The organism is Peribacillus sp. Aquil_B1 (assembly GCF_022603275.1).
GTDB lineage: Bacteria > Bacillota > Bacilli > Bacillales > DSM-1321 > Peribacillus.
The window spans coordinates 2,055,016-2,079,721 of record NZ_JAKXEE010000001.1 but is presented as its reverse complement, the minus strand read 5'-3'; the positions used below and the strand labels follow the sequence as shown (position 1 = coordinate 2,079,721).

The following is a 24,706-nucleotide window of genomic DNA, read 5'->3' as shown; positions in this document are numbered from 1 at the left end:
GTATAATTAATTACAGATTTTTCTTTATATTATAAATGTGAGGGGTTGCCAATGATGATCGCTTTTCCAAAACCTGATGTTGAGCAATTTTTACGAACTTTTTCCATTGCTGATTTTGCCGTAAGTCCAGATGAAAAACATCTGGTTTTCAGTACCAATTTGAGCGGTAAGTATAATTTATGGGGAATGGATTTGCCCAACTCCTTTCCTTATCCGCTTACATCCATTGATCAAAGCTGCCAAGCACTGATATATGATAAGAAGAGCCGGTTCATAATTGCTGGTTTTGACCAAGACGGTAATGAAAATACCCAGTTTTACGGGGTTCCTTTGAATGGCGGGACAATGAAGGAAATCGTTCATCATGAAAATACACGTAATTTCATGCCGAAATTATCCAATGACAGTAAAAAGCTTTATTACACGACATCCAGAGGAAATGCTTCCTTTCTAAATGCCTATTGTTTAGATTTAGAATCAGGACAGGAAAAGCTGGTATTGAAGGGGAAGGATGCAGCGACCTATTTATTTGGCTTCAGCCCAGATGAAGAAACCTTACTTTACTATAAACACTTTTCCAATACAAATACGCTTCTATATGCAAAAAAAGGGAACGAAGATATCCTGCTCACTCCGCCCACTGAGAAACAGCACACAGTGAATGATGGTGTTTTTGTTTCGGATTCGATGATTTATTTATTGACTGATTATGATTCGGACTTTACCTATTTGGCTTCATACAATCTTGAAACAAACAAGTTCTGTAAAGTTAAAGAATTGGAGAATGAGAGTTTTACTGCCATTAATTATAGTAAAGAGAATCAACTTTTATATATAACCAGTCAAAAGGGTGTAGAGGATCAATTATATGAATTCAATCTGCAAAATGAAAATTGGAGAAACATCCCCGTGCCATGCAGCGTCATTAATAAGCTTGAGGTTGCTGCATCAGGTACGCTTTACTTGTTTGGCATGGGCGCAACAAAGCCTCATAATATCTATAAAAATACAGGTGATGAGTGGGTATCATTAACTAAATATACTGTTCCTGGCGTCGATTCCGATGCATTGGTTGAACCCGACATCATAACATACCCTTCCTTTGATGGCCTGGAAATCGAGTCGTTATTTTTTAGGGCAAAAAAGGAAAATGACAATGGTGAAGTCATTTTTTGGCCTCATGGAGGACCTCAAGCGGCAGAACGGAAATCCTTCAGAGCTTCATTTCAATTTTTCCTGAATCACGGTTACAGTATTTTTGCACCAAACTTCCGCGGATCTACTGGTTATGGTTTGGAATTCACGAAAATGGTAGAGGGAGATTGGGGAAATGGGCCACGACTTGATAATGTAGCCGGCCTTGATTGGCTAATAGACCAAGGACATGCACAAAAAGGTAATATCCTATTGGTGGGCGGAAGTTTCGGAGGGTATATGGCACTTCTGCTGCACGGACGGCATGCCGATTATTTTAAGGCAGTTGTCGATATTTTCGGTCCATCCAACCTCTTCTCATTTATCAATTCCGTTCCAGAAGACTGGAAGCCAATCATGGATCAGTGGGTAGGAAATCCGGAAAAAGATAAAGAAAAACTAATCGAGTATTCGCCTATCACCTATTTAGAATCGATGATAAAGCCAATGCTTGTCATTCAAGGAGCAAACGATCCCCGTGTCGTCAAAGAGGAATCAGATCAAATCGTTCAAGCCTTGAAGGATAAAGGAAGAGACGTCGATTATATGCTTCTTGAAGATGAGGGACATGGATTTTCAAAAAAAGAAAATGAAATTGCCGTCTACCAAAAAATACTATCATTCTTAAAGCGATTCACAGCAGTAACAGAGAAGGTATAATCAAGCATCTAAATAGAATTAGAAACCCTGCCACTCACGTTCAAAGTGATGAAGCAGGGTTTTTCATATTGTAAAACTGGATGTTTATTTTGTTCGGCGGTTTGGGGTGTAAGTAAATAGGGGATTTAAAATTCAGAGTTCCCTGAATAAACTCTAGTCACCTAGTCATAAAGTGCTATATAATATACGGAAAAACTATTTTTTGTTAAACGGAGTTGATTCGCATTGCCACGGGAGTTATTGTTATACATACTCGTAGTTATAATAGCAGGTGCTTCAAGCTTATTCCTGTGTTTATTTGCACAGTTAAAGATCAAGGATGCACCTGGAGCAAAACCCTATATTCTCGTGACATTATTTTCTTCCATCTTTACTTTTTCTTATGCTTTCGAACTTTCCAGTACATCGTTAGAACAAATCATATTCTGGTTAAGGGTCGAGTACTTGGCATTACCGTTCATCCCAGTATTCCTTTTGTTGATGTGCATTGAATATGTAGGTCAGAGTATGAAGAAGGCCTGGCAATATGCACTCTTCATCATACCGTTCATCACCATTTTCATACATTATACAAATGACCTTCATCACTTATATTACAAATCAATGGAATTGAGAAGCGATAGTCCTTTTCCAATTATTAAACTGGTGGGCGGCCCTTGGTTTTACGTACACTCCCTGTTTCTTTTTTTATGTGTGATGATAAGTATAATAATATTGCTAAAACAGGTGAAAAAATCTTCATCCAGATTCAGGATGCAAATATCAATGATGGTGGCAGGTCTTCTTATTCCTATAATAGCAAATTACTATTATATAAATGGATTAAGCTCATATGGTATCGATCTTGGTCCTGTATCCATGAGTATCACGTTTATCTTTCATGGTGCGGCACTTTTGACTTTTCAAATGTTCAATGTAGCCCCGATCGCTCGGGAAACCGTCTTTGAAAGTATGAAAGAGGGGGTCATCGTTTTAAATCAACAGGGGTTGATTGTCGACTATAACCATGGAATGCGCAAAGTCATGCCAATGTTGAATGAACATTCCATAGGTAAATCAATTACAAGTGTGCTAAATGGGAATCAACATCTTAGGGGAATAATCGACTTTAAACAAGACATTGACTTTAATTGCAGCATAAATGGTGATATGGTACATTACCATATTGGTTTTTCACCCGTGTTCAATAAAAACAACCTGCCTATCGGACAGATCATTACCTTCGCCGATGTAACTGAAAGAGTGCTCATGCTGGAAAAGATGAAGCAACTTGCCAGCTTGGACGGATTAACCCAAATATTGAATAGGACATTTTTCATCAAAAAATCAGATATGTTATTGGATGCTCTAAGCATGGAAGGCGGCAATGTTTCAGTCATCATGTTTGATATCGATCATTTCAAAAATGTAAATGATACTTTTGGACATGAAGCAGGGGATGCGCTCATAACGCTTGTGGCGAATACTGCAAAGGAACACATTCGGGATGGAGATTTATTGGGGCGCTATGGCGGTGAAGAATTTATCATATGTTTGCCGAATACCGCTTTACCCACTGCATATGAGTTGGCCGATATGATAAAGGAAAAGGTTTCTGAAAGTATTGCAGTGATTAATGAAGAAAAAATTTCCGTTACCTGCAGTTTTGGAGTGACCCATGCATTAATTGAAGCCGGTGACCGAAGCATTACCATCAAAACATTGATGCCACGGGCCGACCAAGCCTTATATGCCGCAAAGAAGAATGGCCGAAATTGTGTACAGATCATCGCCTAGATTAAGACTATTCATTTAAACCTTGAACTTGTTCTAGGTTTTTTTCATTGTGTTCAAGATTAATCCGTGTAAAAGAACTGAAGATCCAACCTATCTTTATGAAACGGAAGCATTACTTTTTACTTGCTCTGTATACTCTATATCCGAGGCTGTTTCCGTAAGATAAAATGAGGCGGTAATGTTCGGCCATGACTCGTTCCAAGGATTCATTCACGTGCTGAACGAGGTTATTTGATGCTGAGGAATTCATTAATTCCTCTAAGACGGTACTTGATCTCAAGATTTTTAAATCTGTAAATCCGTTTTGTTTGAAGGCCTTTAACCATTCGGATTGCGTCAATAATTCTCTTAAATGATAAAAGTCCATGATTTCTTTTTTTGAGGCAGGATCAAGGCTGGTTTCTGCTGTCATATCAATGGATAATAAAGTTCCTTCTAGTTTAAGGACCCTATAAAATTCTCGGAGTGATTTTTTTATATCCGTGAATGCAGTCGCTGATTCGGCTATGATAAAATCAAAAGAATTATTGTCAAAAGGCAGTTCTTCTATTGAAGACTTATAGAGGTCAATGCTTAAGTTAGCTTTTTGGAATCTTCTTTTTGCATGTTTCAACATCTCAGGGTGATGATCAAGCGCGGATACTTGGCAAAGAAACGTTTTTGCCAAGTAAGATGAGGTTTGCCCTGTCCCGCATCCGGCATCAAGGATTATTGACGTATGATCGATTTTTTCATTTTCCAATAGCTGTTTAGTCAGTTCAAATCCACCAGGGTGTGCCCCTTCAATTCCAAGTATGGCTAGTGCGTCTTGGTATGAGTGGTTCATGGCATAATCTCCTTTGGTACATGTATAAATGTATTTTATGCTTTGGTTTCAAAGAGTGTTTAACCTTTTGATAAAGGAAAAGGGGAAAGACTTTTAAAGGATTGGTGGGTATTTAATCCATGCATGCTAGTCCCCGAATGCATACGATGTAAAATCGACTGACAAGGGGAGTGCAAAAAATGGGATATCATAATTATTATCATAAATGCAGGCAAGGTGTGGGAAGACCGGTTGAAATTCGTACAAGCAGAGGAACCGTACATCGGGGAATCATACACCGGGTTACACCGAACCGTGTATATATTCGTCCATTTGACGGTGGCGGAAACCTTGGGGGTTTTGGTTATGGAGGTTTTAATGCAGGATATGGTTGGGGTGCCGCAAATGGATTTGCCTTTGGTGCAATTGCATCTTTAGTTTTTCTCGCATTTCTCTGGTAAACGAATGAAGAAACTATAAAAAACCTGAAAAGTTATCAGGTTTTTTTTTTCATTGAAATCTTCAAAGAAACTGGTAACACATATGAAAAGATGTGCAATTAAGATACATATAAGACGGGGTATTTTGGGAGATTCACTTTTTTCTGGGTCCATCATGAATACAAAAGCTGATTTCTCTGTTTTCCTCCTGTTATTTGTTACTAAAACTGTGAAGCCTTGAATGAAGTTTGCTTGCTGAAGTTAAAAAGACCGGGCAAGACGGAATCCTAGGTCGTCTATGCAAAATGTCGGATGGCTGCGCCGGCGACATGAAGCTCCACAACCCCTAGCATCCTCAGGTTAGCTACCTCCTCGAAAAATACGGTAGGTGCCGTACACTTGTTCATCATATAAGTCCCAGCACCATTCCCAAACATTCCTAAACATATCATGCAGCCCCCAGTGATTCGGTTCCTTTATTCCTACTTCATGGATCATGCCCCCTGAATTTTCATTATACCAGGCAATCTCATTCAGCTCTCCGTATCTATAACCAGCAGTCCCGGATTTACATGCATATTGCCACTCTGCTTCTGAAGGAAGTCGAAAACCGCTTGATTCCCAATCACAAACCAAGTTTTCCCCGTTTTTAGAATAACACTCTCCCAGTCCAGCTTTCCTTGAAAGTAGATTACAAAAAGAAATTGCATCATTTCAAGAAATATTCACAACAGGTTTTAGATCCCGATCAAAAGAATTAGGTGATTTATTTGTAATGGCATAGTAGTAATCCGTAGTAACAGGAATACGGCCAAGAAGGAACGGTCTTATTTCAGCTTTCCATTTGCTTTTAATTCTATCGTCCCTTAATTCTATTTCTCCTCCGGGAATTTTCTCCATTGGATAGTCAATGTAACTCATTTTTTCCTTTGACAATCTACCTTCCTCCTACCGCCTTGCTTCCAGAACGATTAATTCAAAATAAATTTTTATTAAAATGACCGTTTTTGAAGCGACTCAAAGACCCCATTAATTTGTTGGTGTGTAAGCAATCTGAGGGTATAGGATCAAGTTAAGGCTTCATTACGCCCCATATAATTTATATTAATATGTTCGTAGGTTTAGGAATACAAATTATAAGTGAGTTTCTTATACTTTAGATTATGGGGGAGAGAAAATGAACGAGTTTTTAGAGAAAACAGCAAGATTCGAGCATCGGTTTTGGCTGCAAATCTTAGGAGACCATGCCAGGTTCATCCATGAGTCTTTAGCTCCGATTGAAGTGGAAAACATTGAAATTGCCTCTGAATTCATTCAAGTTTTTGATGCTCTCCTTGGTCAAGCCAATTCGGAAGAAATTTCGCAACTTACTGCCATCGCAGAAGAAGAGACATTAAGATTTCGAGAGTTTAAGCTAAGCCTAATTAAAGAACATCTGGCAGGTAAAATAAAAATACATCTTTCGCCCTCATTCCTTAATCATATGGTGAATGAATTAGAAGAATATTTAAGATTATTGAAATACTTCAATTCAGATCAAATGCCGCCGGTTTTTCATGAGGTTCATCATCATTTAGTTTGGCTGTTAGATGCAGCGGGACATGCAGGCGCAATATCATCCAATATGGATGACGTTGAAAAAAGGTTAAAAGAGAAGAGTGACCAATATAAAAAACATTTTAATGATTTTTATTTAAAAGCTGTTGAAATGGCTGGATTTTTACGAACCAATCTGTCAACTTTCCCAGCATTGGAAAAAATGAATGCGGACGTCACATTGGAAATTAAATTCTTCCAGCACTTCCTGCTTGAATTGGAGGAGCTTGACCTTAGTGCGCAGGTTCTTGGAACGTTTTCGCCTTTAATGGCAGATCATATGTGGCGTGAAGAATGTTATTATTTAACGAAACTCGCTGAATCGACAGACACGGAAAAGCCAAACTGCGATCCAGCGAAACCGAGGCTAGTTGATTAAAAAGTGCACATGGAGCCCTTTATATAAAAGGGGCTCTAGATCTGTTGCATTTTTAACCCTAAAATCAGTAGGGTATGGATAACTCTTCGAACCAGGCAATTGGACATTAAGTCTTTTTGAGCTTTTCCTTATAGGTAAATACATTTTTCTTGGCTGGTTAGCATTAAAGGATGTAATTTTTAAAGGAAGTTAATTCCTTTCCTTATGTTATACTAAAACAACCACAATTAATTATTGAAGTATAGGAGTGCTGAAAGATGTTTGGAAATGCTTCCAATTTGACAGATGGCATTTATTTTGGAGAATCGTTACCACAACAAATCGCTAAACACATTTTAAAAAAAATCATTGAAGGTGAAATAGAAGCTGGAGAGAAAATCGTCGAAGAAGACATTTCCAAAGAATTGAATACTAGCCGAGCACCAGTACGCGAAGCCCTTTATCTATTGCAGGTTGACGGTATAGTTGAGAGAATACCGAGACGGGGAACGATCGTCAAGCCATTTTCACAAAAGGAAATCATTGAATATAATGATGTTACGATCGGACTGATCCAGATGTGCATTGATTTTTCCCAAGGGAAGTGGCACGCAGAATATAAGCAATCATTACGTAAGCATTTAGAAAGTGCATCAGATGAGTGTGAAAAAGGTAATGTTATCGAGTATCAAAAAAGGGCAACACAGATATTTCGATATATTTTTTCAATCGCTAATAACAAAGCATTATCAAGATTTTTTGAAGAAGCCAGTCATATTCTCATGGTTTTTGCCCAAAGTCAATGGAATACGGAAACGATGGAAAGTTTCCATTTCAGATTAAAAATGTCTATTGAGGCCATTTTAGAAGATGATTTAGTTAAAGCAAAAAATGAAATTCATGAAGCCTTGAATCGTGGAGTGATGTAGAGTCAGTCTTTGACTCTAAACCAAATTGTCGACAATCGACAAAAATAATGTTAAGATGTAATCGTATTCAAACAAGAATATCATCACCAAGAATAAAGGGAGAAAGGGAGAATATTATGCAAGCATTTGATTTTACAGAAAAAGTGGCAATTGTTACCGGTGGCGGCGGGGGGATCGGCCGGGCAGCGTCTATTACACTTTCAGAAAATGGAGCCAAAGTGGTAGTTGTAGATCTTTCCGAAGAGGCTGGCATGTTAACGGTAAATGAAATTAAAGAAAAAGGCGGCGAAGCGAAATTCGTTAAAGCCGATGTTACAAAGGAAGACGATATAAAAAATTATGTTCAAAAAACGATAGATTTCTATGGGAAAATCGATATTTTCTTGAATAATGCAGGATGGGAAGGCAAAATAATGCCACTTATCGACTATCCTGCCGAGGTTTTCGATCAATTAATGTCAATAAATGTACGCGGTGTTTTCTTGGGCATGAAACATGTATTGCCCCATATGATTGAACAAAAAAGCGGGGCGGTCGTGAATACAGCTTCTGGAGCTGGTTTATTGGCAACGCCAAACATGGTGGCGTATGGCGCTAGTAAACATGCGGTTCTAGGAATGACGAAAACAGCTGGTGTCGAAGTTGCTCCACATGGTGTCCGGGTGAATGCCGTCTGCCCAGGTGTCGTCAACACGGCTATGATGCGGTCGATTGAAAGCGGATTTGGTCAAGGTGATTCCGCGGCAGCTGAAGCGGCTAGAACACAGTTGGAAGCAACGACTCCGGATGGCCGGTATGCTGAGCCGCAGGAAATTGCAAATCTAATGATGTACTTAGTATCCGATCTTTCCAGCCACATTACGGGTCAAGAACTTGTAATCGACGGAGGGGCCATTTTAATCTGATAAGCAACAAACTTTGTTAAAGGGGGACGAATACATGAGTTTACAAGGAAAGGTCATAATAATTACAGGAGCAGGCAGCGGAATTGGAAAGGAAACGGCATATAAATTAGCTGAACAGGGAGCTATCGTCGTAGCGGCTGATTACAATGATGTTGCCGCTAAAGAAACGGCTGAAGCTATTCAACAAAAGGGTGGCACGGCATCTTTCGTGAAAGTGGATGTAGCTAAAGCGGAAGAAGTGGAAGCGATGGTCGAAGCTGCAATTGCCAATCATGGCACCATCAATGGCATTTTCAACAACGCTGGAATTGGACTAGTAAAACCATTTTTGGAGATGGATCCAGAATCATACCACAGAGTAGTTGATGTTGACCAACACGGCGTTTACTATGGCATGTATTATGCAGCAAGGAAGATGGTCGAGCTTGGTGTAACAGGCGCAACGATCGTAAATACAGCCTCAATATATGGCACAATGGTTTCTATTGGCAGCTTTAATTACCATGCTGCAAAAGCGGCAGTCATCGCGATGACTAAATCCGGTGCAATTGAACTTGCGCAATATGGGATTCGTGTTGTTGGTGTTGCACCAGGTTTTATCGAAACGCCTATCATTGGTGAAGATCAAGAGTTCCTGGACAGTTTGGCACAACTTCATATGAGGAAAAAATTGATCCAGCCAGAAAAAGTTGCTGAAGTTGTAACGTTCTTGTTCTCTGAAAAAGCGGATGCCATTAATGGACAAGTCATTCCTGTTGATGATGGATTCTTAAGCTTTAAGGGCTAATCAATATAATCTTAAAAAGGGAGTTTTGACATATGAGCAAACGATTCGATGGCAAAGTTGTAATCATTACCGGTGCAGGATCAGGTTTAGGACAATCAGCCGCATTGGAACTGGCTAAAGAAGGAGCTAAACTTTCATTAGTTGATTTAAACGATGCATCTTTGGAAGTGACAAAAAAATTAATCTTAGACATTGCACCACATTCGGAAGTGCTTCTGCTCACTGCAGATGTATCGGATGAAGAAGCAGTAAAGAACTATGTAGACCAAACAATCAGCAAATATGGCAGAGTTGATGGATTCTATAATAATGCGGGTATCGAAGGTAAACAGGCACCTATGGCAGAATACGATAGCAACGTTTTCAACAAAGTAACGGATATCAATATCAATGGTGTATTTTATGGAATGAAATACATTCTGCCAATCATGAAGGAACAAGGATCAGGGGCAGTGGTGAACGTGGCTTCTGTAGGCGGAATTCGTGCTGTGCTTAACCAAAGTGCTTACGTTGCAAGTAAACATGCTGTAGCAGGCTTAACAAAGACTGCTGCCATAGAATATGGTCAATATGGAATCAGCATAAATGCCATAGCACCAGGAGTAATCTTAACAGCGATGGTAGAGGGATCATTCAGGCAAATAGGCGGAGAGAATTGGGAAGAAGCAATGGCGGATTTCGTCAGTGTGAATCCTAAGAAACGCTTCGGTAAACCAGAAGAAGTCGGCCGTTTAGTCGCCTTCCTATTATCAGGGGAATCAGAGTTCATCAACGGTGTAGTCATTCCGATTGATGGCGGACAATCTTCACAATACTAATTGAGCAAGGGAGTGACAGTAGGTCACTCCCTTTTTTCCTTGTATTTAATGACCAAATGAATTTAAATTTGGATAAAACGAAGACTTTCTCGATTTTTGTTTTTTTGCATATATATGAAACTATATGAACACATAGAAAAACGCTTTAAATGGCGCTTAACAAATTTTCAAGAAACCCATCGTTACTTTTCTTTATCATGTAGCTTATCTTCATCATGTAGCTTATCTTCATATTCAGTTTCCAGCATACCATATAGGCCATTCATTTCTTGTTCATCTGGATCTGCCCCAAACTCGTTTCTATATTTTTTCTTTTTATCATCAAGCATTTCTTCTTTTTCATTCTTCTTGTCCATACATATCACCTCCAACCAGTAGGGTGTCTCATTGTCCTAAAAATATGCAATGTGTGCCTCTGTTCCTTTTAAGATTTTTGCGGCCAATCTAAGTGGTGGAGAAAATATATTTATGGTTATTCTAAATAGTTATTACTCTTTTAATTTGTTAAGATATAAATATATTAACTGAGATAACGGAGAGAGAATGTGAAGAAGAAACGTAAGAAATCAAAGAAAGTTTTTACCATTTTCATCCTGATTTTTGTATTTTTGCTCATTAAGGAGATCATGCAAACCCCCTATTCCGAAAATGTTACCACATCAGTAAATACGCTCGATTCTTTTGCGAACGTGAAAAAGTATAGTTCACTTCTGCAAGACGAGTTGGCTAAATACGGACTTGAGGAGCATACTTCGACATTGATTGCTTTGATGCAGCAGGAAAGCCGCGGACGGGGCGGTGACCCAATGCAGGCATCTGAGTCAGCGGGCCTTGATCCAAATACAATTACAGATCCAACGGAAAGCATTAAGTATGGAGTGAAACATTTTAAGAGGATCAATGAATACGGCAATGAAAAGGGCGTGGATTTTGCCACGATCCTTCAAGCATATAACATGGGAATTGGTTATATTGATTTCGTTGCGAATGAAGGGGGCAAGCATAATGAAGAGCTTGCAAAGAAGTTCTCCATGCTTCAGGTTGAAAAAAACCCCACGCTCTATGATTGCGGCGGTGACAAAGATAATTTTCGATACCCCTATTGCTACGGTGACTACTCATACAGTGCGAAGGTATCTAAGAACATTGAGGCGCTTGCCGACAGTATATCGGCTCAAGCTGATGGTGAATGAGGGAGAACAAAAAGCCTACTAATGAAGTAGGCTTTTTGTTCATGTAGTCGAGTGTAAAGAATCCAAGTTAAAGTCATTTGCTGATCAGCAATGGAAAGAGGTCTTTATGTTTATAGAGCTTATCTGATTCTGAAAGGGTTTGTGAAAGAATAATATCAATGGAATCAAGTAAAGAGATTAGAGCTTGTTTAACAGAACCACTCTCAAATTGCTCTAATGGCACAGGTAGCTCTTCCTCGTCTAAAATAAAATGTGCCCCACCCGGAAACACCAAGATATCAATGATCAAATCCTCAAAGGATACCAACCTATCCGCCATATATGTATTTCTTACAATATTAAAATAGGATCCTAAATAGTTTCCATCGTTATCTCTCCAAATGTATAAATTATAAGGACGGTCTTTCCAATAATAAGCAATCGTATAACTGCCTATAGGAATGGTTAATTTTATAGGACCGGCTTTCATCGTGAACGAATCCATGATTTCATGAAAAAGCACGACATGTTGCTTTTGTCCGTTTAACAGCAAACAGTTATGTTCTACAACTAGGGAGTCGTAGCGGATTTTTCTTTCTATGATTTCATCGCCATGTTGTCGTGCTGTTCTAAATATATTGTCCATTGTTTATATTTCTCCCTTAAAACGATCTAGATCATTTATGATAGTATACTTAAGAAAGTTTATCCTTTCTAATAGGGGTATCGCTAGGATGATGCGGATTTACAACTTTCAGGAAATTCAAATAACAAAACCTAATTTCACACCTGCAATACCGAGAAACTAGGCTTTAGTTACTTCAAAATCGGATACTTTTCAGGAATGAATACAACTTACTAGATTGATGTTCCTTAGGAACCTATCCTATATACGCCTGCTTTAAAGTTTTAATGTCAATTTTCTTCATTTGGAGCAGCGCTTTCATTACTCTTTCCGATTTTTCAGGGGTGGAGTCGTTTACCATCTCGGTTAGATCTTCAGGAACAATTTGCCATGACACACCAAATCGATCTTTCAGCCAACCGCACACTTGCGCCTTTTCATCTCCGCCTTCGGAGAGTTTTTCCCAATAATAATCCACATCTTCTTGATCCTCGCAATTGATGATAAATGAAATTGCCTCGGTGAATTTGAATTGCGGACCGCCATTTAATGCTACGAATGCTTGTCCGTCCAGTTCAAACTCCACGGTCATCACTGATCCCTCTGGCTTCCCATGGATTTGATTTCCAGCATTTCCATAGCGAGTGATTCTTCCGATCTTAGAATTTTCGAATATGGAAGTGTAGAAATTCGCCGCCTCTTCAGCTTGTATATCAAACCACAAGTTGGTTGTAATTTTTTGGATTTTATTTTTCATATTTTTTTCTCCTTTATTGTTTTTCATGTTAGCCAGGAAAACGGTACCCTATTACTATATACCATTTTTCAAGACCCAAGAAAATTATGTAAGGGTTAGTGTATTCTAACCCATCATTTAACTAATATCCTTAATCCTATGCTCGTTACAATATCCTTGCCTTACGATGAAATACAAAAGGATATAGGGACTCTTCACCAGTGAAAAGTCCTATATCCAATTCGATTTCTCAGCTCTCGAAGTTAAATTGCCAATTGATTCCGAATTTATCGGTTAACTGACCGTAAATTTTGCTCCAGAATGTTTCTTGGAGCTCTACTCCAACCGTGCCGCCTTCACTTAGTTTGTTAAAAATCGATTTAATTTCATCCAAATCATTACTGACATAAGCCAAGCTGATATTGTTTCCTTCAACAAAAGGCATACCAGGAAAAGTATCTGAAAACATGATATTGCTTCCATTAATATTTAGCCTTGTATGCATGACTAAATCTTTCGCTTCTTCTGGAAGGGTAAATTCCGGATTAGGCGGTGTTTCCCCAAAGGTCATGATATTTGGTTGTTCCGTTCCAAAAACCTCTGCGTAGAACTCTACTGCTTGTCGGCAATTCCCATTAAAATTAAGATATGCATCAACTGACATCTATCTCACTCCTATTTTCTTATTTCTTATTCATTGCTCCAAATTTATTACAGAATGCATAATTACCTTACGAAAAATTCCGGCGGTTCAATCCCGAGTGTTCTAAGATAGATATAACCCTGTCCCCTATGGTGGATCTCATTTTCCAAGGCATATTGAAGTCTATCAAAGTGGCTTTGTGAGGGACCGAAAAAAGGATCCTTTTCAACCACTCCAAGCGTTTCCTCTGTCATTTCCTCCCACAGTTTCCGTGTATCATCCCTTATTGCTTCGCATGCAGATACAAGTTCTTCTTTGGTAGAAATTCCGGCAAACGAATCTGGAAACTCCCAAACACCCATTGCAATTCCACGCATATATGCAGTTTCAATGTTCATGATTTCTTTAACCATCTCTGCGAAAGGGCGAAGCTTCCCGGCCGGTGTATAATGAAATAATTCCTCTTCAGGGAAAGCCTCAACTACCCGCAACGTCAAGCTCCTGTTGCCTTCCAATATATTTAACAAACCCTCTTTCGATAGAACCACCATTTCACTCTCCTTTGAGAAATACTCTGTATAGAAGTTCTGTGAAAAATAGAAAAGTCCTGCGAATTTCTGTAAATAAAAATTGCATAGCTTTTTTTATCTACCGGTGTAGACTTATAATTAACACTTAGATAATTAATAAAGGGGAAATGTCATATGTTCGGTTCCTTAAATAGAACAAAATTAATAAAAAACGATTTAAAAAGCATGGCGAAATTAATGTATCAGGATGTATCAAAAGATACTTGGGATCAAGAGAATCTAACAAAGAGAAATTTAGATTTTACTATTGAAAGCATTCGCTATATAGATGCTTATACGAAAAGATTATGTACTACTCAAATGGGTAGTGACCTTTTAAAGAATCATTTTGATAATTTTGTGATAAGAATAGGTGCCTATATTGGAGAAACTATCAAAAGGTATATAAATCAAGATTTTAAATGGTATGAATATGATTCTGTATATCATTTTTCTTCTGCACTTGACGGGGTGCATAGGGGCATTAAAACAGACACGGTTCTTTACTCCAAAAAGGGAGATAAAGTTATAGTTCCATTAACTGTGGTAGCGCAATATCTGGAAGGGAAGTCGACATATACAGATTTTTTGGAATATGTAGAAGAAACAATTAAGCAAAATTCGTAAGAGATAACTGCTTTTCTTAAGCCAATGTTCAGGTTTCAAAAACCTCCCTAAAAATCAATTTTGGTAAATATTGATTAAATCTTGTATTTATATTACGCTTTAATCAGTTATATATTTCCAACCAACATGACGCTTATACATAAATGATTCAATTAATAACGGAACCAGCAGAAAGGAAGAGATGCAAATGATTAATAAAGTCGGTCAAATTATGTTATATGTAAATAACCAAGACGAGTCATTGAAATTTTGGACGGAAAAATTCGGTTTTAGCGTAATTTCTGAAGAAGATAATGGCCAAGGGCTAAGATGGATTGAAATAGCCCCAATAAAGGAAGCAGAAACGAGTATCATCCTGCATAATAAGGAATTCATTGCTAAAATGCAGCCTGAATTAAATCTTAATACACCTTCGTTAATGTTTTACTCAGATAATCTTGATGAATTATATAAAGACTTTTCAGAGAAGAATATCAAAGTGGGGGAACTTGTAAATATGCCTTCTGGAAGAGTCTTCAATTTTGCTGATAATGAAGATAATTACTTTGCGGTCATGGAAAAGAAGTAATTCCTTTGGTTAAAGATTAAAAAACATCAAAACAATCGTTTTGATGTTTTTTGATTAAACTGTGACACTTATGAAACCATTCAGTCAGCAGGCCTTGGCCCAGCAGGAATACCAGAGTTTTCTACCGTCTTGATCGGCCGAAGGGTTATGTCTCCATTCACGTAAATTTGACAAGATAAACGTAAATGATCTTCCATTCCTTTTTCCTCAAAGACCTCTTTTTCTTTATGTGTGACCTCCAAAAAATCACCTGCCAATATTTCAACTCTGCAAGTTGTACATTTAGCCTTCCCGCCGCATCGGTGAAGAATATTTATACCGTTATCTTCCAATGCTAATACTAATTTTTTTCCCATTTCTACTTCAAACGTTCCTTGATCAAATACGGTTACATAAGGCATCTAATACCACCTCTTATATAGAATATCTTTCAACAGGTCATTAACATATCTATTCTTTTACCTTGTCCATATGACATAAAAAAATGTGAAGTCATTATTGAATGGATAGTAAAGATGAATAATTAATTATCGTGAAGACAAACTTTAAGTACATTCATCATTATAAATTTAACGAGGCATAAATGGAGCTAGGAAAAATATGATTGGCCTTTTAGAGGTCAATTAAGATTACTTGAAAAAAAGAGAGTGAAATAGTAAAGGGGAGGTGCATGCCTGTGAATAATGGCAATTGTGATTTTTCACCAATGAAACAAAGGTTAAAAGAGGATTTACGACAAGTAATATCAGCATTACAGGATAACTTAGAAGCAATGGGGGATGAAAATTATTGTCTTCTTGGAAATTTCGAGAAAATAAAGGATAAATTTATATACATCGATATGAAAGCAGCTACATTTTATTTGAACTGTTATTTGTCACCGTTTACGGACAAATATCCCGAGTTATCAACTTGCGTACAAAATTTGTCGAATTTGAGACATGGCGGCTTGATTGTGATTCAACGAGGTAACCCTATTGATTCATTGATTCAACCCGGTATTTCAATAGGAGCGGAGTTAACCCATTCTTTATTGGAATCAATTTTTTTTCCTGGAAATCCACTGCATGATGGTGCCGTTTTGGTTAATAAAAATCAGATTGTTTCCGCAGCAAATGTCCTTCCGCTTTCAGACAGATCAACAGGGGGAAAAAAACTTGGAACACGCCACCGCTCTGCATTAGGTTTATCTGAACGAAGTGATGCCCTGGTATTGGTAGTATCCGAAGAAACAGGAAGAGTTTCATTTGCGTTAGACGGAAATCTGTACCCGATTAATACACATGGGCCTATATAAAATTTTTGAGACAATTAAGTCCAATCGTGATTATAAATTCTAAAAATTCTCACCTAGAACATTCAATTGTGTAAAAAACGTAAACGCTAGCTTCCATTTTTTATTTTTCTCGGAATTACAGGTATAAAAAAGGTCATGAATTAATTAACCCGGTGATTTTTACCGGGTTTTTGGTTGCTTTTTATATAAAAAAAGGCATATGATAAACAGGGAGTCTCAATCAGAAAAGTTATAAAACGAAAGAGGATTTTAAATGATAACCATTAAAAGTGAACGAGAAATAAATTTGATGCATGAAGCGGGCAAACTTCTTGCTGCGACCCATAGAGAAATTGCAAAAATGATAAAACCGGGCATCACGACTTGGGAAATCGAAGAATTTGTCGATAAGTACTTGGCAGAGCATGGAGCTACACCTGAACAAAAGGGCTATAATGGCTACAAATATGCAACGTGCGCGTCCGTGAATGATGTAATTTGTCACGGCTTTCCGCAAAAGAAAGCCTTAAAAGAGGGAGACATCGTTACGATTGATATGGTGGTGAACCTTAACGGCGGTTTGGCTGATTCCGCTTGGACATATGCGGTCGGTGAAGTTTCAGATGAAGCTCAGCGTTTAATGGATGTAACCAAGAATGCTTTATACAGGGGCATCGAAGTTGCACGGGCAGGAAATCGACTCGGGGACATCGGGCATGCAATCCAGTCATATGCAGAAGGTGAAAAGTTTTCTGTTGTCCGCGATTTTACAGGTCACGGAATCGGTAAAACCATGCACGAGGACCCAACCGTCCTACATTATGGTAAGCCAGGTAAAGGTGCCCGTCTAAAAGAAGGTATGGTCATCACGATTGAGCCAATGCTGAATGCAGGAACATGGCATATGAAAATGGACCAAGACGGCTGGACGGCTAGAACGGCAGATGGAAAGCTTTCCGCGCAATATGAACATACCCTTGTCATTACAAAAGGTGAACCGATCATTTTAACGGAACAGTAAACCAAAAGAAGAAACGGCCTAATCATGGGCCGTTTCTTCTTTTGAATTACAACTATTTCATAATAAACCTCGACAGAATATTCAGAATTCATTCCATCCCACAATAGATCGAATCCGAAAAATTAGTACTAGGCATTCAGGCATTAAAAACTTTACTATTATGTGGCAGCACAGGATAATAAGGGGAAGGAAGAAATATTTAATGATGTGTTATATAACCAGTATATAAAGGGGGTTTTGACAGTGAAGAAAGGGGAGAAACTGTCTGCAACGGTTGAAACGGTTGGGTTGAGCCAGCGGGAATTTTTAACGATTTTCTTACTTCACTCTTTGAGGATAAAAGCGAATTATCCAAGGGCGATTCATCAGGACCTGAAAAATACGTTCACTGGAAATGTGCATAGCTATGACTACTTATGTAAAATATCCAATACGCTAGTAGATTCCAATCATTTATCCTTATATACGAGTAAGGGAAGAAATTATTATCAAATAACGGAAAAAGGCAAAGAGCTTTACATATGGTACCAAGAAAATTTCCTGGAACGGTTTTCCGAAGTGAAAAAGGTCATTGATCGCTTCATGTTCGATTTAAGGGGATCTGGTGAAAACCCACCGGTTGTTAATGAGCTTCCAGAAGAATACAGGTCGTATTTCTCGAAAATAATATCGGTGAAGGATCTTGTCCGTTATATAACCTTAAAAGCAGCTTTCACTAAAAAGCCCATTTACATGGGGGAAATTGGCGATCTGCTTAAAAATCAATTCGGTTGGATCGCTTCTAACGGTTATTTATACGATTTATCTCATGAAATGGAAGAGAACGGGCTTCTCGTCGGCAGGTGGGAAAGTGAAAAACGAACTAAACGCTATTTACGAATCACCGATGAAGGACAGCATCATTACAAACAGATTGCGGATTCTGCCGCCTTTCAAGTCCAGGAAATCCAAAAATACATGGCCAGTGTCATTATGTTCTTAAAAGAAAAGAGTTAAATGAATAAAAGAAATGGTCCCCTTAATTTGCAAGGAGAATGAAGTTACATGCTTAAATTGAATCGTTCAAGGGTAAATGTTACTTAAAACACTTCTTAACAAGGGGGAATGAATGATGGTGGGAAAACACGATGAAATGGGAAGCATATTCAGTTTCATTAAAGGCCAGGTAGATAAGCTCCCCATTTCACAATCGAAAAAGAACAAAATGCTCGACCAGCTCTTAAAGCTTAAAACGATGACAGTTGATGCAAGGGAACCACGAATTGCACTTGTCGGAAGGCGAGGTTCTGGAAAATCATCACTGATCAATGCGATGTTTGGTCAGGAACGGCAATATGTCAGTTCCGTTAAATCCGGAACGGGTAAGGGAAAATGGCTATGGTACCCGAGTGATGCCGAGCCCAAAATCCGTTTGCTGGACTCCCGCGGGCTGGGTGAGAGTGAAGCTCCTACGGAAGAGTTCGAAGAAGAAACACCATTGGATGAATTGATAAAAGCGGTAACCGAAGAACAGCCTGATGTGTTTCTTTTCTTGATTAAAGCAAAAGAAACGGATTCCCGGATCGAAGAAGATTTACAAGAATTGAAGAAGCTGCGCAAGATCGTTAAAGAGAATCACCATTATGATGTACCCGTCATCTGTGTGGTCACCCAAGTGGATGAATTAGATCCGCCACATTATAAGCAAGTACCTTTTGATGCCAATCCTAAGAAAAAGCAAAATATTGATGAAGCCATCGCTTTGATGTCAAAACGATTTATAGAGAGTGAAATACCACTTTTGAACATCATTCCTACTTGTTCTTATATTGATTTTGATGAAAGCGGGAATATTGAATATGATATGCGTTGGAACATAGATTTGCTTTCTGATTACTTGATTGAGGCCTTACCCAGTGAAGCGAAGCTGAAGACAGCCAAAGCGATGCAGAGTCAATTCGTAAAGAAGAAATTCGCACGGACGATAGTCGGAACGTTTACGGCAATCGCAGGTTTAATCGGAGCAGAGCCAATACCTTTTGCCGATTTTCCCATTTTGACCGGCATTCAAGGTTTGATGATTGTGGTGATTGGTTTTATCGCGGATAAAGAAATCAATACAAAAACGGCAAGTGAATTCATTGCAGCACTAGGGATCAATGTCGGAATCGGTCTCCTTGTCAGGGAAGGTGTCAGGGCTGCTGTCCGTTTCATCCCAGGAGCCGGGCTAGCCGTTTCGGGCGCGGTAGCGGGCGCAGTCACATATGGAATCGGGCAAGCAGCGATCGCTTACTTTCTCGAAAACAAAAATATTGATCAGGCGAAGGAAGCATACAAGAACGCGAACAAAGAATATAAAAATGAAGACATCGACTCTTAATAGGCAGATTCGAACCATAAACTACAGTAAGGTGATATGATAAAGGGGAGTTAGCAGTTCTGTTTCTGCTGCTGGATGGTTCAGGATTTTTGTTTACTACAGGAGGGGTGATCTTCATGTCGTTTTTTCAATCACAGAAGCAAAAAGAATATATAAAAAAATTAGAGGCAGCGATTCAGTCCTTTTCCGGCCGATCTGAAGCTCTTGATGAGTCAAAGGGATTTCCTTTTGAAAACATTCAGGTGTTAAAGGAATTCGGATATCCTCAATTAACGTTAACAAAAGAGGATGGAGGGTACGGAGGCTCCTTATATGATTTTCTCCTATGCCAAGAAAAAATAGCTCAATATTGCGGCCCAACAGCCTTAGGAATAGGCTGGCATGTCGGAACCGTCCTCTCCTTAACGGAGAAGAGACCGTGGGAAAAAGAAGTCATGAAAGAGTTATTTGATGAAGTGTCGAAAGGCGCTCTTATCAATACGGCAGCATCTGAGGCTGGAACGGGAAGCCCGACTCGCGGAGGCCGACCGGAAACGATCGCTATCAAAAAGGGTAAACAATGGAATTTGAATGGCAGAAAGACTTTCACTACACTCTCTCCCATCCTTGATATTTTTCTTGTAACGGCATGGGTACCCGAGGATGAGTGTTTAGGCACTTTTTTAGTTCATCGTGATGTAACGGGTGTAAGTATAGAAGAAACTTGGGATATGATCTCCATGCAGGGAACAGGAAGTCATGATTTGGTGTTAACTGAGGTCAGCCTGCCTGAAAAGTATTATGTCATGAAAAGCAATCCTGGTGAAAAAAGAAAACCTGAATCGTGGCTATTACATATACCTGCTTGCTACTTGGGAATTGCAGTGGCTGCCAGAAATTACGCAGTCGAATTTGCGAAAACCTATTCTCCCAATAGCTTACCAGGACCAATCAGGGACCTTCCGAATGTTCAACGTACAATTGGGGAGATGGAATTGGAATTGGGCGAAGCACACCATTTCCTCTACTCTGTCGCAGAAAAATGGGTGCGGCAGCCTGAAGATCATGAGGAATTATCGAAGCAATTGGGGGCTGTAAAGTTATCGGTCGTCAACAAATCGATTTCCATCGTCGATAAAGCGATGAGGGTCGTCGGAGCCAAAAGCTTACAACGAAACAATCCTCTTCAACGCTACTACAGAGATGTACGCGCAGGTCTCCATAATCCTCCGATGGATGATGCGACTATAACGCTGCTCGCAAAATCCGCTCTTTATTAAGTTCGCATTCGAAAAAACACTGAAATGACTTCGTAGTTTTCAGTGTTTTTTTCTGTTCTTGTTCAAGCCGTGAATCCTCCGCTTTCTTTGTTGGTCACTCAAGCAGCCTCTTTTTTTGTCCCTCATATTAATTTCACTAGCTTATCATTCTCTATCTTGTTATGATTGATATACCTGTCTAAATCTTCGAAAAATATCGAAAGTTCGGTGTAAAAATGAATCTTATGACAAAAGATTTACTGATTAACTTTTTAATTATCCTTTTTCCGATCTTTTTATTGCAAATGAGCTATCTAGTGAAGTACGTATACCGTTTAGATGCATTAAAAGGATCCTTCCTATCGATTTTCCCTATTCTTTCACTTGTTCTATGCATGTTATTTCCCGTTGTTATAGAAGAGGATTTTGTTTGGGATCTTAGATGGATCCCTTTTCTATTAGGCGGTTTATATGGAGGCTACCGGTTAGGAATCATATTGATCGTCATCACTCTTGTTATCCGCTATTTATCAGGGGGTGACAATGGATTTTATATATCATGCATCACTTTTCCACTAATGGGAATTTCCCTGTTTTTTATATCTAAGTACTATCTAAAAATGTCTGTCATTAAAAAAATCCTTATTGGTATATCATTAATATTCATTGTCCATATTCTTACGCAATTTATTTCAACAGTCGTATTTGACCTTACTATTGGCATAAGCTTATGGAAACAATACTTCACGATCCAAGTCATTGGAATCGTTGTTGTGATCTTACTATGGGAAGTCATCCTCACTAATTTTCAGGTTCTCGAAAAATTAGTGAAAGCGGAAAAATTACAGATCGTTAGTCATCTGGCTGCAAGCATATCTCATGAAGTCAGAAATCCCCTTACCGTTACCAGGGGATATATTCAAATGTTAAGCGAAGACGTCTCTTCCCATACAAAGGTCAAATATGCAAATATTGCACTGAAGGAATTGGATCGGGCCACGGATGTCATTAATGATTATTTAACGTTTGCTGCCATAAGCCCTGAAAACACGGAGCGATTAAGGGTATCAGAAGAAATGCAGCATGTCGTGAACAGCATAAAACCCTTGGCTAGCAATAATGGAACAGAATTGAAATTATCCTTATTCGAAGATGGAGCTTATTATATCATGGGGGAAAGAAAGAAATTCCAGCAGTGCTTGTTCAATATCTTAAAGAATGGGATAGAATCGATGGAACATGCTGGAGAAATATACATAGATTTAATTCGTACTGCCTCCACCATTCAAATTAAGATCCAAGATCAGGGAATTGGAATGACACAGGAACAGATATACCGTTTAGGTGAGCCATACTTCACGACAAAAAATAAAGGGACGGGATTAGGCATGATGGTTTCATATAGCGTTATCAAAAGCATGGAAGGAACGGTACATGTGTCAAGTGTACAAGGGAAAGGGACATGTTTCTCTATTAACCTGCCCATACATAAATACGAGCCTATTTAGTTTAGTGTAAATTGACGGTTTTACACTCATAGATTACAATTTAAGTAAACTACCAATATTATGAAATGATTCATTGACGCATTTGATACCTAAGGGAGATGATTGTATGAAATCGCTTACAGATGGACAAATCATTTGGGAACCGACAAAGGAACAAATCGAGCAAACGGTATTGACTCAATATGTGAAATGGTTAAAAGAAAAGAAAGGTTTAACATTTCATGATTATCATGAATTATGGAAATGGTCGGTAGATGAACTGGAGGAATTTTGGGCTTCAATTTGGGATTATTGTGATGTAAAAGCAGCCAGGAAATATGACAGGGTTTTAGCGGAGCAATCCATGCCAGGTGCGAAATGGTTCGAGGGGGCAAGGCTTAATTATGCTGAAAATGCATTATGGAATGAGCAAGAAGAGAAAACGGCGATTTTTTTTCGTTCCGAACATATCAGGCAACAGGAAGTCAGCTGGAAGGAGCTGAAAGAAAAAGTAGCTTCTGTCGCCCATTCATTAAGGGAGCTTGGTGTGAAATCCGGTGACCGTGTTGTTGCCTATATGCCAAACATTCCTGAAGCTGTCATAGCTTTCTTGGCAACAGCAAGCATAGGTGCCATCTGGTCCAGTTGTTCACCTGACTTTGGCGCAAGAAGCGTCATAGATCGTTTCAAACAGATTGAACCGGTTGTATTACTGGCGGTTGATGGATATCAGTACAATGGAAATGTATATGATAAAACACCAGTCGTCTCCCAGCTTAAACAGGAATTGGTCACTGTAAAGCATACCGTGCTGGTTCCTTACATAGAAAAAAAGATTTTGGAAGTGAATCTGGCAGATACGATTCCTTGGGAGGACCTTTTAAAAGAAAAGGCAGAATTATCTTTTGAACATCTTCCGTTCGATCATCCGCTTTGGATTCTCTATTCATCAGGCACAACCGGAATGCCAAAACCAATTGTACAAGGGCATGGCGGTATATTATTGGAGCATTTAAAATCAACAAGAATCCATCAAGGCATGACTTCCGAGGATACTGTTTTCTGGTTTACGACTACAGGCTGGATGATGTGGAATCTCCTTATGGGCGGTTTGCTTAATGAAGGAACCATCGTCCTTTATGACGGCAGTCCTTCTTTTCCGAATATGGATGCCCTTTGGGAATTGGCTGAAGATACAGGCATGACTTTCTTTGGTACAAGTGCACCATTCCTTACGAATTCCATGAAGTTAGGAAACAAGCCAATCGGAAAATATGATTTATCGAATCTGAAGGCTCTTTTCTCAACTGGAGCTCCATTGTCTGGCGACGGTTATAAATGGGTGTATGAGAATGTCAAGATGGATATCTGGCTCAGTTCATCCAGTGGCGGAACCGATGTTTGTGCCGGATTTGTAGGTGGCGTTCCAACATTGCCCGTAAGAATCGGAGAGATACAAGGAAGGGCATTGGGTGTTTGTGCAGAAGCGTTTGATGAACATGGTCAAACATTGATTAATGAAGTCGGTGAATTGGTCATTACCAAACCGATGCCGTCCATGCCGCTATACTTCTGGAATGATCATGACGGGTCAAGATACTACGAGAGTTATTTTGATACGTATCCTGGCATATGGAAACATGGTGATTGGATAAAGATTGACGACAAGGGCAGCTGTATCATTTATGGTCGTTCCGATTCGACCATCAACCGTTCTGGTGTACGGATGGGAACTAGCGATATCTACCGGGTCGTCGAAGCGATCGACGAGGTGATGGAAAGCCTTGTCATTGATAGGGAAGTACTTGGCCGCGGTTCCTCACTTCTGCTGTTCGTTGTCCTTAAGCCCGGTAAATCCCTGGATACTCCATTGACGGCAAAAATCAAGGAACAAATCAGAGGGCATGTGTCCCCTCGCTTTATCCCTGACCAAATCCATGTCGTTGAACAAATTCCTAAAACGTTGAACGGAAAGAAAATGGAGGTCCCGATACGTAAATTGTTATTAGGTTTCGAGTTTGATAAAGTAATGAATGCAGACTCCATGGGAAATCCAGAATCGCTAGAGTTCTTTAAAGAATTAGCTCTAGAGTTGAATGAGAAAAAAATATTCTAGC

At 39.1% G+C, this 24,706-nt stretch carries 25 protein-coding genes and 1 pseudogene; 18 read left to right on the top strand and 8 right to left on the bottom strand.

Going from position 1 to position 24,706, the window contains the following annotated elements; all coding sequences use genetic code 11:
- The first annotated feature begins 54 nt into the window (after positions 1-54).
- Entirely contained in the window at positions 55-1,854 is a 1,800-nt protein-coding gene (locus MPH60_RS10210; protein ID WP_241591798.1) for a S9 family peptidase, read from the top strand.
- A 225-nt stretch (positions 1,855-2,079) separates the two neighbouring features.
- A complete protein-coding gene (locus tag MPH60_RS10205) occupies positions 2,080-3,630 on the top strand; it encodes a histidine kinase N-terminal 7TM domain-containing diguanylate cyclase (RefSeq protein ID WP_241591758.1) in 1,551 nt (516 codons plus the stop codon).
- A 112-nt stretch (positions 3,631-3,742) separates the two neighbouring features.
- Here the strand turns inward: MPH60_RS10205 and MPH60_RS10200 are convergent, their stop codons facing one another.
- Positions 3,743-4,456, bottom strand: coding sequence for a class I SAM-dependent methyltransferase (locus tag MPH60_RS10200; protein WP_241591757.1), 714 nt, complete (start codon positions 4,454-4,456; stop codon positions 3,743-3,745).
- Between the two features lie 179 nt (positions 4,457-4,635).
- On the opposite strand from MPH60_RS10200, the gene MPH60_RS10195 reads away from it, so the two are divergent.
- Positions 4,636-4,896 carry a hypothetical protein gene (locus tag MPH60_RS10195; protein ID WP_137023549.1) on the top strand — a complete coding sequence of 87 codons (261 nt, stop codon included), beginning with the start codon at positions 4,636-4,638 and terminating at the stop codon, positions 4,894-4,896.
- 240 nt (positions 4,897-5,136) lie between these two features.
- Here the strand turns inward: MPH60_RS10195 and MPH60_RS10190 are convergent.
- Positions 5,137-5,775 (bottom strand): annotated as a pseudogene (locus MPH60_RS10190) (formylglycine-generating enzyme family protein).
- Positions 5,776-6,052: 277 nt separating this feature from the next.
- On the opposite strand from MPH60_RS10190, the gene MPH60_RS10185 reads away from it, so the two are divergent.
- The 5 genes from MPH60_RS10185 to MPH60_RS10165 all read left to right on the top strand — a co-directional run bounded on the left by MPH60_RS10185 (position 6,053) and on the right by MPH60_RS10165 (position 10,268).
- Positions 6,053-6,850: a DUF2935 domain-containing protein gene (locus MPH60_RS10185; protein WP_241591755.1), complete on the top strand. Its 798-nt coding sequence runs from the start codon at positions 6,053-6,055 to the stop codon at positions 6,848-6,850.
- Positions 6,851-7,107: 257 nt separating this feature from the next.
- Positions 7,108-7,758: a GntR family transcriptional regulator gene (locus MPH60_RS10180; protein WP_241591753.1), complete on the top strand. Its 651-nt coding sequence runs from the start codon at positions 7,108-7,110 to the stop codon at positions 7,756-7,758.
- 116 nt (positions 7,759-7,874) lie between these two features.
- Positions 7,875-8,663 (top strand): SDR family NAD(P)-dependent oxidoreductase, encoded by a 789-nt coding sequence (locus MPH60_RS10175; RefSeq protein WP_241591751.1) that lies wholly within the window; start codon positions 7,875-7,877, stop codon positions 8,661-8,663.
- Positions 8,664-8,697: 34 nt separating this feature from the next.
- Positions 8,698-9,450: an SDR family NAD(P)-dependent oxidoreductase gene (locus MPH60_RS10170; protein WP_241591749.1), complete on the top strand. Its 753-nt coding sequence runs from the start codon at positions 8,698-8,700 to the stop codon at positions 9,448-9,450.
- A 32-nt stretch (positions 9,451-9,482) separates the two neighbouring features.
- Positions 9,483-10,268, top strand: coding sequence for a glucose 1-dehydrogenase (locus MPH60_RS10165; protein WP_241591747.1), 786 nt, complete (start codon positions 9,483-9,485; stop codon positions 10,266-10,268).
- Between the two features lie 182 nt (positions 10,269-10,450).
- On the opposite strand, the gene MPH60_RS10160 is transcribed toward MPH60_RS10165, so the two are convergent.
- Positions 10,451-10,624: a DUF4021 domain-containing protein gene (locus tag MPH60_RS10160; protein WP_241591745.1), complete on the bottom strand. Its 174-nt coding sequence runs from the start codon at positions 10,622-10,624 to the stop codon at positions 10,451-10,453.
- Positions 10,625-10,813: 189 nt separating this feature from the next.
- Here MPH60_RS10160 and MPH60_RS10155 point away from each other — a divergent pair, with 189 nt between their 5' ends.
- Positions 10,814-11,461, top strand: a complete 648-nt coding sequence (locus MPH60_RS10155; RefSeq protein ID WP_241591744.1) for a lysozyme family protein — start codon at positions 10,814-10,816, stop codon at positions 11,459-11,461.
- A gap of 73 nt (positions 11,462-11,534) precedes the next feature.
- Here the strand turns inward: MPH60_RS10155 and MPH60_RS10150 are convergent, their stop codons facing one another.
- The 4 genes from MPH60_RS10150 to MPH60_RS10135 all read right to left on the bottom strand — a co-directional run bounded on the left by MPH60_RS10150 (position 11,535) and on the right by MPH60_RS10135 (position 13,995).
- A complete protein-coding gene (locus MPH60_RS10150; protein WP_241591742.1) occupies positions 11,535-12,086 on the bottom strand; it encodes a DUF402 domain-containing protein in 552 nt (183 codons plus the stop codon).
- Positions 12,087-12,321: 235 nt separating this feature from the next.
- Positions 12,322-12,822: a VOC family protein gene (locus MPH60_RS10145; protein WP_241591741.1), complete on the bottom strand. Its 501-nt coding sequence runs from the start codon at positions 12,820-12,822 to the stop codon at positions 12,322-12,324.
- A 229-nt stretch (positions 12,823-13,051) separates the two neighbouring features.
- Positions 13,052-13,465, bottom strand: a complete 414-nt coding sequence (locus MPH60_RS10140; protein WP_241591739.1) for a VOC family protein — start codon at positions 13,463-13,465, stop codon at positions 13,052-13,054.
- Positions 13,466-13,527: 62 nt separating this feature from the next.
- A complete protein-coding gene (locus tag MPH60_RS10135) occupies positions 13,528-13,995 on the bottom strand; it encodes a DinB family protein (protein WP_241591736.1) in 468 nt (155 codons plus the stop codon).
- Positions 13,996-14,148: 153 nt separating this feature from the next.
- Between MPH60_RS10135 and MPH60_RS10130 the strand changes: the two genes are divergently transcribed.
- Together MPH60_RS10130 and MPH60_RS10125 are read left to right on the top strand one after the other, a co-directional pair.
- Positions 14,149-14,640, top strand: coding sequence for a hypothetical protein (locus MPH60_RS10130; protein WP_241591735.1), 492 nt, complete (start codon positions 14,149-14,151; stop codon positions 14,638-14,640).
- A 187-nt stretch (positions 14,641-14,827) separates the two neighbouring features.
- Complete coding sequence (locus MPH60_RS10125; RefSeq protein ID WP_241591733.1) at positions 14,828-15,208, top strand: VOC family protein; 381 nt, start codon at positions 14,828-14,830, stop codon at positions 15,206-15,208.
- Between the two features lie 80 nt (positions 15,209-15,288).
- On the opposite strand, the gene MPH60_RS10120 is transcribed toward MPH60_RS10125, so the two are convergent.
- Positions 15,289-15,609 carry a 2Fe-2S iron-sulfur cluster-binding protein gene (locus MPH60_RS10120; protein ID WP_241591731.1) on the bottom strand — a complete coding sequence of 107 codons (321 nt, stop codon included), beginning with the start codon at positions 15,607-15,609 and terminating at the stop codon, positions 15,289-15,291.
- Between the two features lie 275 nt (positions 15,610-15,884).
- Here MPH60_RS10120 and cdaS point away from each other — a divergent pair, with 275 nt between their 5' ends.
- From cdaS to MPH60_RS10085, 7 genes are all read left to right on the top strand, one after another.
- Positions 15,885-16,505 (top strand): sporulation-specific diadenylate cyclase CdaS, encoded by a 621-nt coding sequence (cdaS, locus tag MPH60_RS10115; RefSeq protein WP_241591729.1) that lies wholly within the window; start codon positions 15,885-15,887, stop codon positions 16,503-16,505.
- Between the two features lie 253 nt (positions 16,506-16,758).
- Complete coding sequence (gene map / locus MPH60_RS10110; RefSeq protein ID WP_101222117.1) at positions 16,759-17,505, top strand: type I methionyl aminopeptidase; 747 nt, start codon at positions 16,759-16,761, stop codon at positions 17,503-17,505.
- Positions 17,506-17,748: 243 nt separating this feature from the next.
- Positions 17,749-18,501: a helix-turn-helix transcriptional regulator gene (locus tag MPH60_RS27880; protein ID WP_241591727.1), complete on the top strand. Its 753-nt coding sequence runs from the start codon at positions 17,749-17,751 to the stop codon at positions 18,499-18,501.
- Positions 18,502-18,613: 112 nt separating this feature from the next.
- Positions 18,614-19,864 carry a GTPase family protein gene (locus MPH60_RS10100; protein WP_241591725.1) on the top strand — a complete coding sequence of 417 codons (1,251 nt, stop codon included), beginning with the start codon at positions 18,614-18,616 and terminating at the stop codon, positions 19,862-19,864.
- A 116-nt stretch (positions 19,865-19,980) separates the two neighbouring features.
- On the top strand, positions 19,981-21,123 hold the full coding sequence (locus MPH60_RS10095; protein WP_241591722.1) for an acyl-CoA dehydrogenase family protein: 1,143 nt from the start codon (positions 19,981-19,983) through the stop codon (positions 21,121-21,123).
- A 215-nt stretch (positions 21,124-21,338) separates the two neighbouring features.
- Entirely contained in the window at positions 21,339-22,610 is a 1,272-nt protein-coding gene (locus MPH60_RS10090) for a sensor histidine kinase (RefSeq protein WP_241591720.1), read from the top strand.
- A 106-nt stretch (positions 22,611-22,716) separates the two neighbouring features.
- Positions 22,717-24,705, top strand: coding sequence for an acetoacetate--CoA ligase (locus MPH60_RS10085; protein ID WP_241591718.1), 1,989 nt, complete (start codon positions 22,717-22,719; stop codon positions 24,703-24,705).
- The last annotated feature ends 1 nt before the right edge of the window (position 24,706 follow it).

Bases quoted from the DNA above. Each gene is read 5' to 3' on its own strand.
- MPH60_RS10210 (WP_241591798.1), top strand. From the start codon at position 55: ATGATCGCTTTTCCAAAACCTGATGTTGAGCAATTTTTACGAACTTTT.
- MPH60_RS10200 (WP_241591757.1), bottom strand. From the start codon at position 4,456: ATGAACCACTCATACCAAGACGCACTAGCCATACTTGGAATTGAAGGG.
- MPH60_RS10195 (WP_137023549.1), top strand. From the start codon at position 4,636: ATGGGATATCATAATTATTATCATAAATGCAGGCAAGGTGTGGGAAGA.
- MPH60_RS10185 (WP_241591755.1), top strand. From the start codon at position 6,053: ATGAACGAGTTTTTAGAGAAAACAGCAAGATTCGAGCATCGGTTTTGG.
- MPH60_RS10180 (WP_241591753.1), top strand. From the start codon at position 7,108: ATGTTTGGAAATGCTTCCAATTTGACAGATGGCATTTATTTTGGAGAA.
- MPH60_RS10175 (WP_241591751.1), top strand. From the start codon at position 7,875: ATGCAAGCATTTGATTTTACAGAAAAAGTGGCAATTGTTACCGGTGGC.
- MPH60_RS10170 (WP_241591749.1), top strand. From the start codon at position 8,698: ATGAGTTTACAAGGAAAGGTCATAATAATTACAGGAGCAGGCAGCGGA.
- MPH60_RS10165 (WP_241591747.1), top strand. From the start codon at position 9,483: ATGAGCAAACGATTCGATGGCAAAGTTGTAATCATTACCGGTGCAGGA.
- MPH60_RS10160 (WP_241591745.1), bottom strand. From the start codon at position 10,624: ATGGACAAGAAGAATGAAAAAGAAGAAATGCTTGATGATAAAAAGAAA.
- MPH60_RS10150 (WP_241591742.1), bottom strand. From the start codon at position 12,086: ATGGACAATATATTTAGAACAGCACGACAACATGGCGATGAAATCATA.
- MPH60_RS10145 (WP_241591741.1), bottom strand. From the start codon at position 12,822: ATGAAAAATAAAATCCAAAAAATTACAACCAACTTGTGGTTTGATATA.
- MPH60_RS10140 (WP_241591739.1), bottom strand. From the start codon at position 13,465: ATGTCAGTTGATGCATATCTTAATTTTAATGGGAATTGCCGACAAGCA.
- MPH60_RS10135 (WP_241591736.1), bottom strand. From the start codon at position 13,995: ATGGTGGTTCTATCGAAAGAGGGTTTGTTAAATATATTGGAAGGCAAC.
- MPH60_RS10130 (WP_241591735.1), top strand. From the start codon at position 14,149: ATGTTCGGTTCCTTAAATAGAACAAAATTAATAAAAAACGATTTAAAA.
- MPH60_RS10125 (WP_241591733.1), top strand. From the start codon at position 14,828: ATGATTAATAAAGTCGGTCAAATTATGTTATATGTAAATAACCAAGAC.
- MPH60_RS10120 (WP_241591731.1), bottom strand. From the start codon at position 15,609: ATGCCTTATGTAACCGTATTTGATCAAGGAACGTTTGAAGTAGAAATG.
- map (WP_101222117.1), top strand. From the start codon at position 16,759: ATGATAACCATTAAAAGTGAACGAGAAATAAATTTGATGCATGAAGCG.
- MPH60_RS10100 (WP_241591725.1), top strand. From the start codon at position 18,614: ATGATGGTGGGAAAACACGATGAAATGGGAAGCATATTCAGTTTCATT.
- MPH60_RS10095 (WP_241591722.1), top strand. From the start codon at position 19,981: ATGTCGTTTTTTCAATCACAGAAGCAAAAAGAATATATAAAAAAATTA.
- MPH60_RS10090 (WP_241591720.1), top strand. From the start codon at position 21,339: ATGAATCTTATGACAAAAGATTTACTGATTAACTTTTTAATTATCCTT.
- MPH60_RS10085 (WP_241591718.1), top strand. From the start codon at position 22,717: ATGAAATCGCTTACAGATGGACAAATCATTTGGGAACCGACAAAGGAA.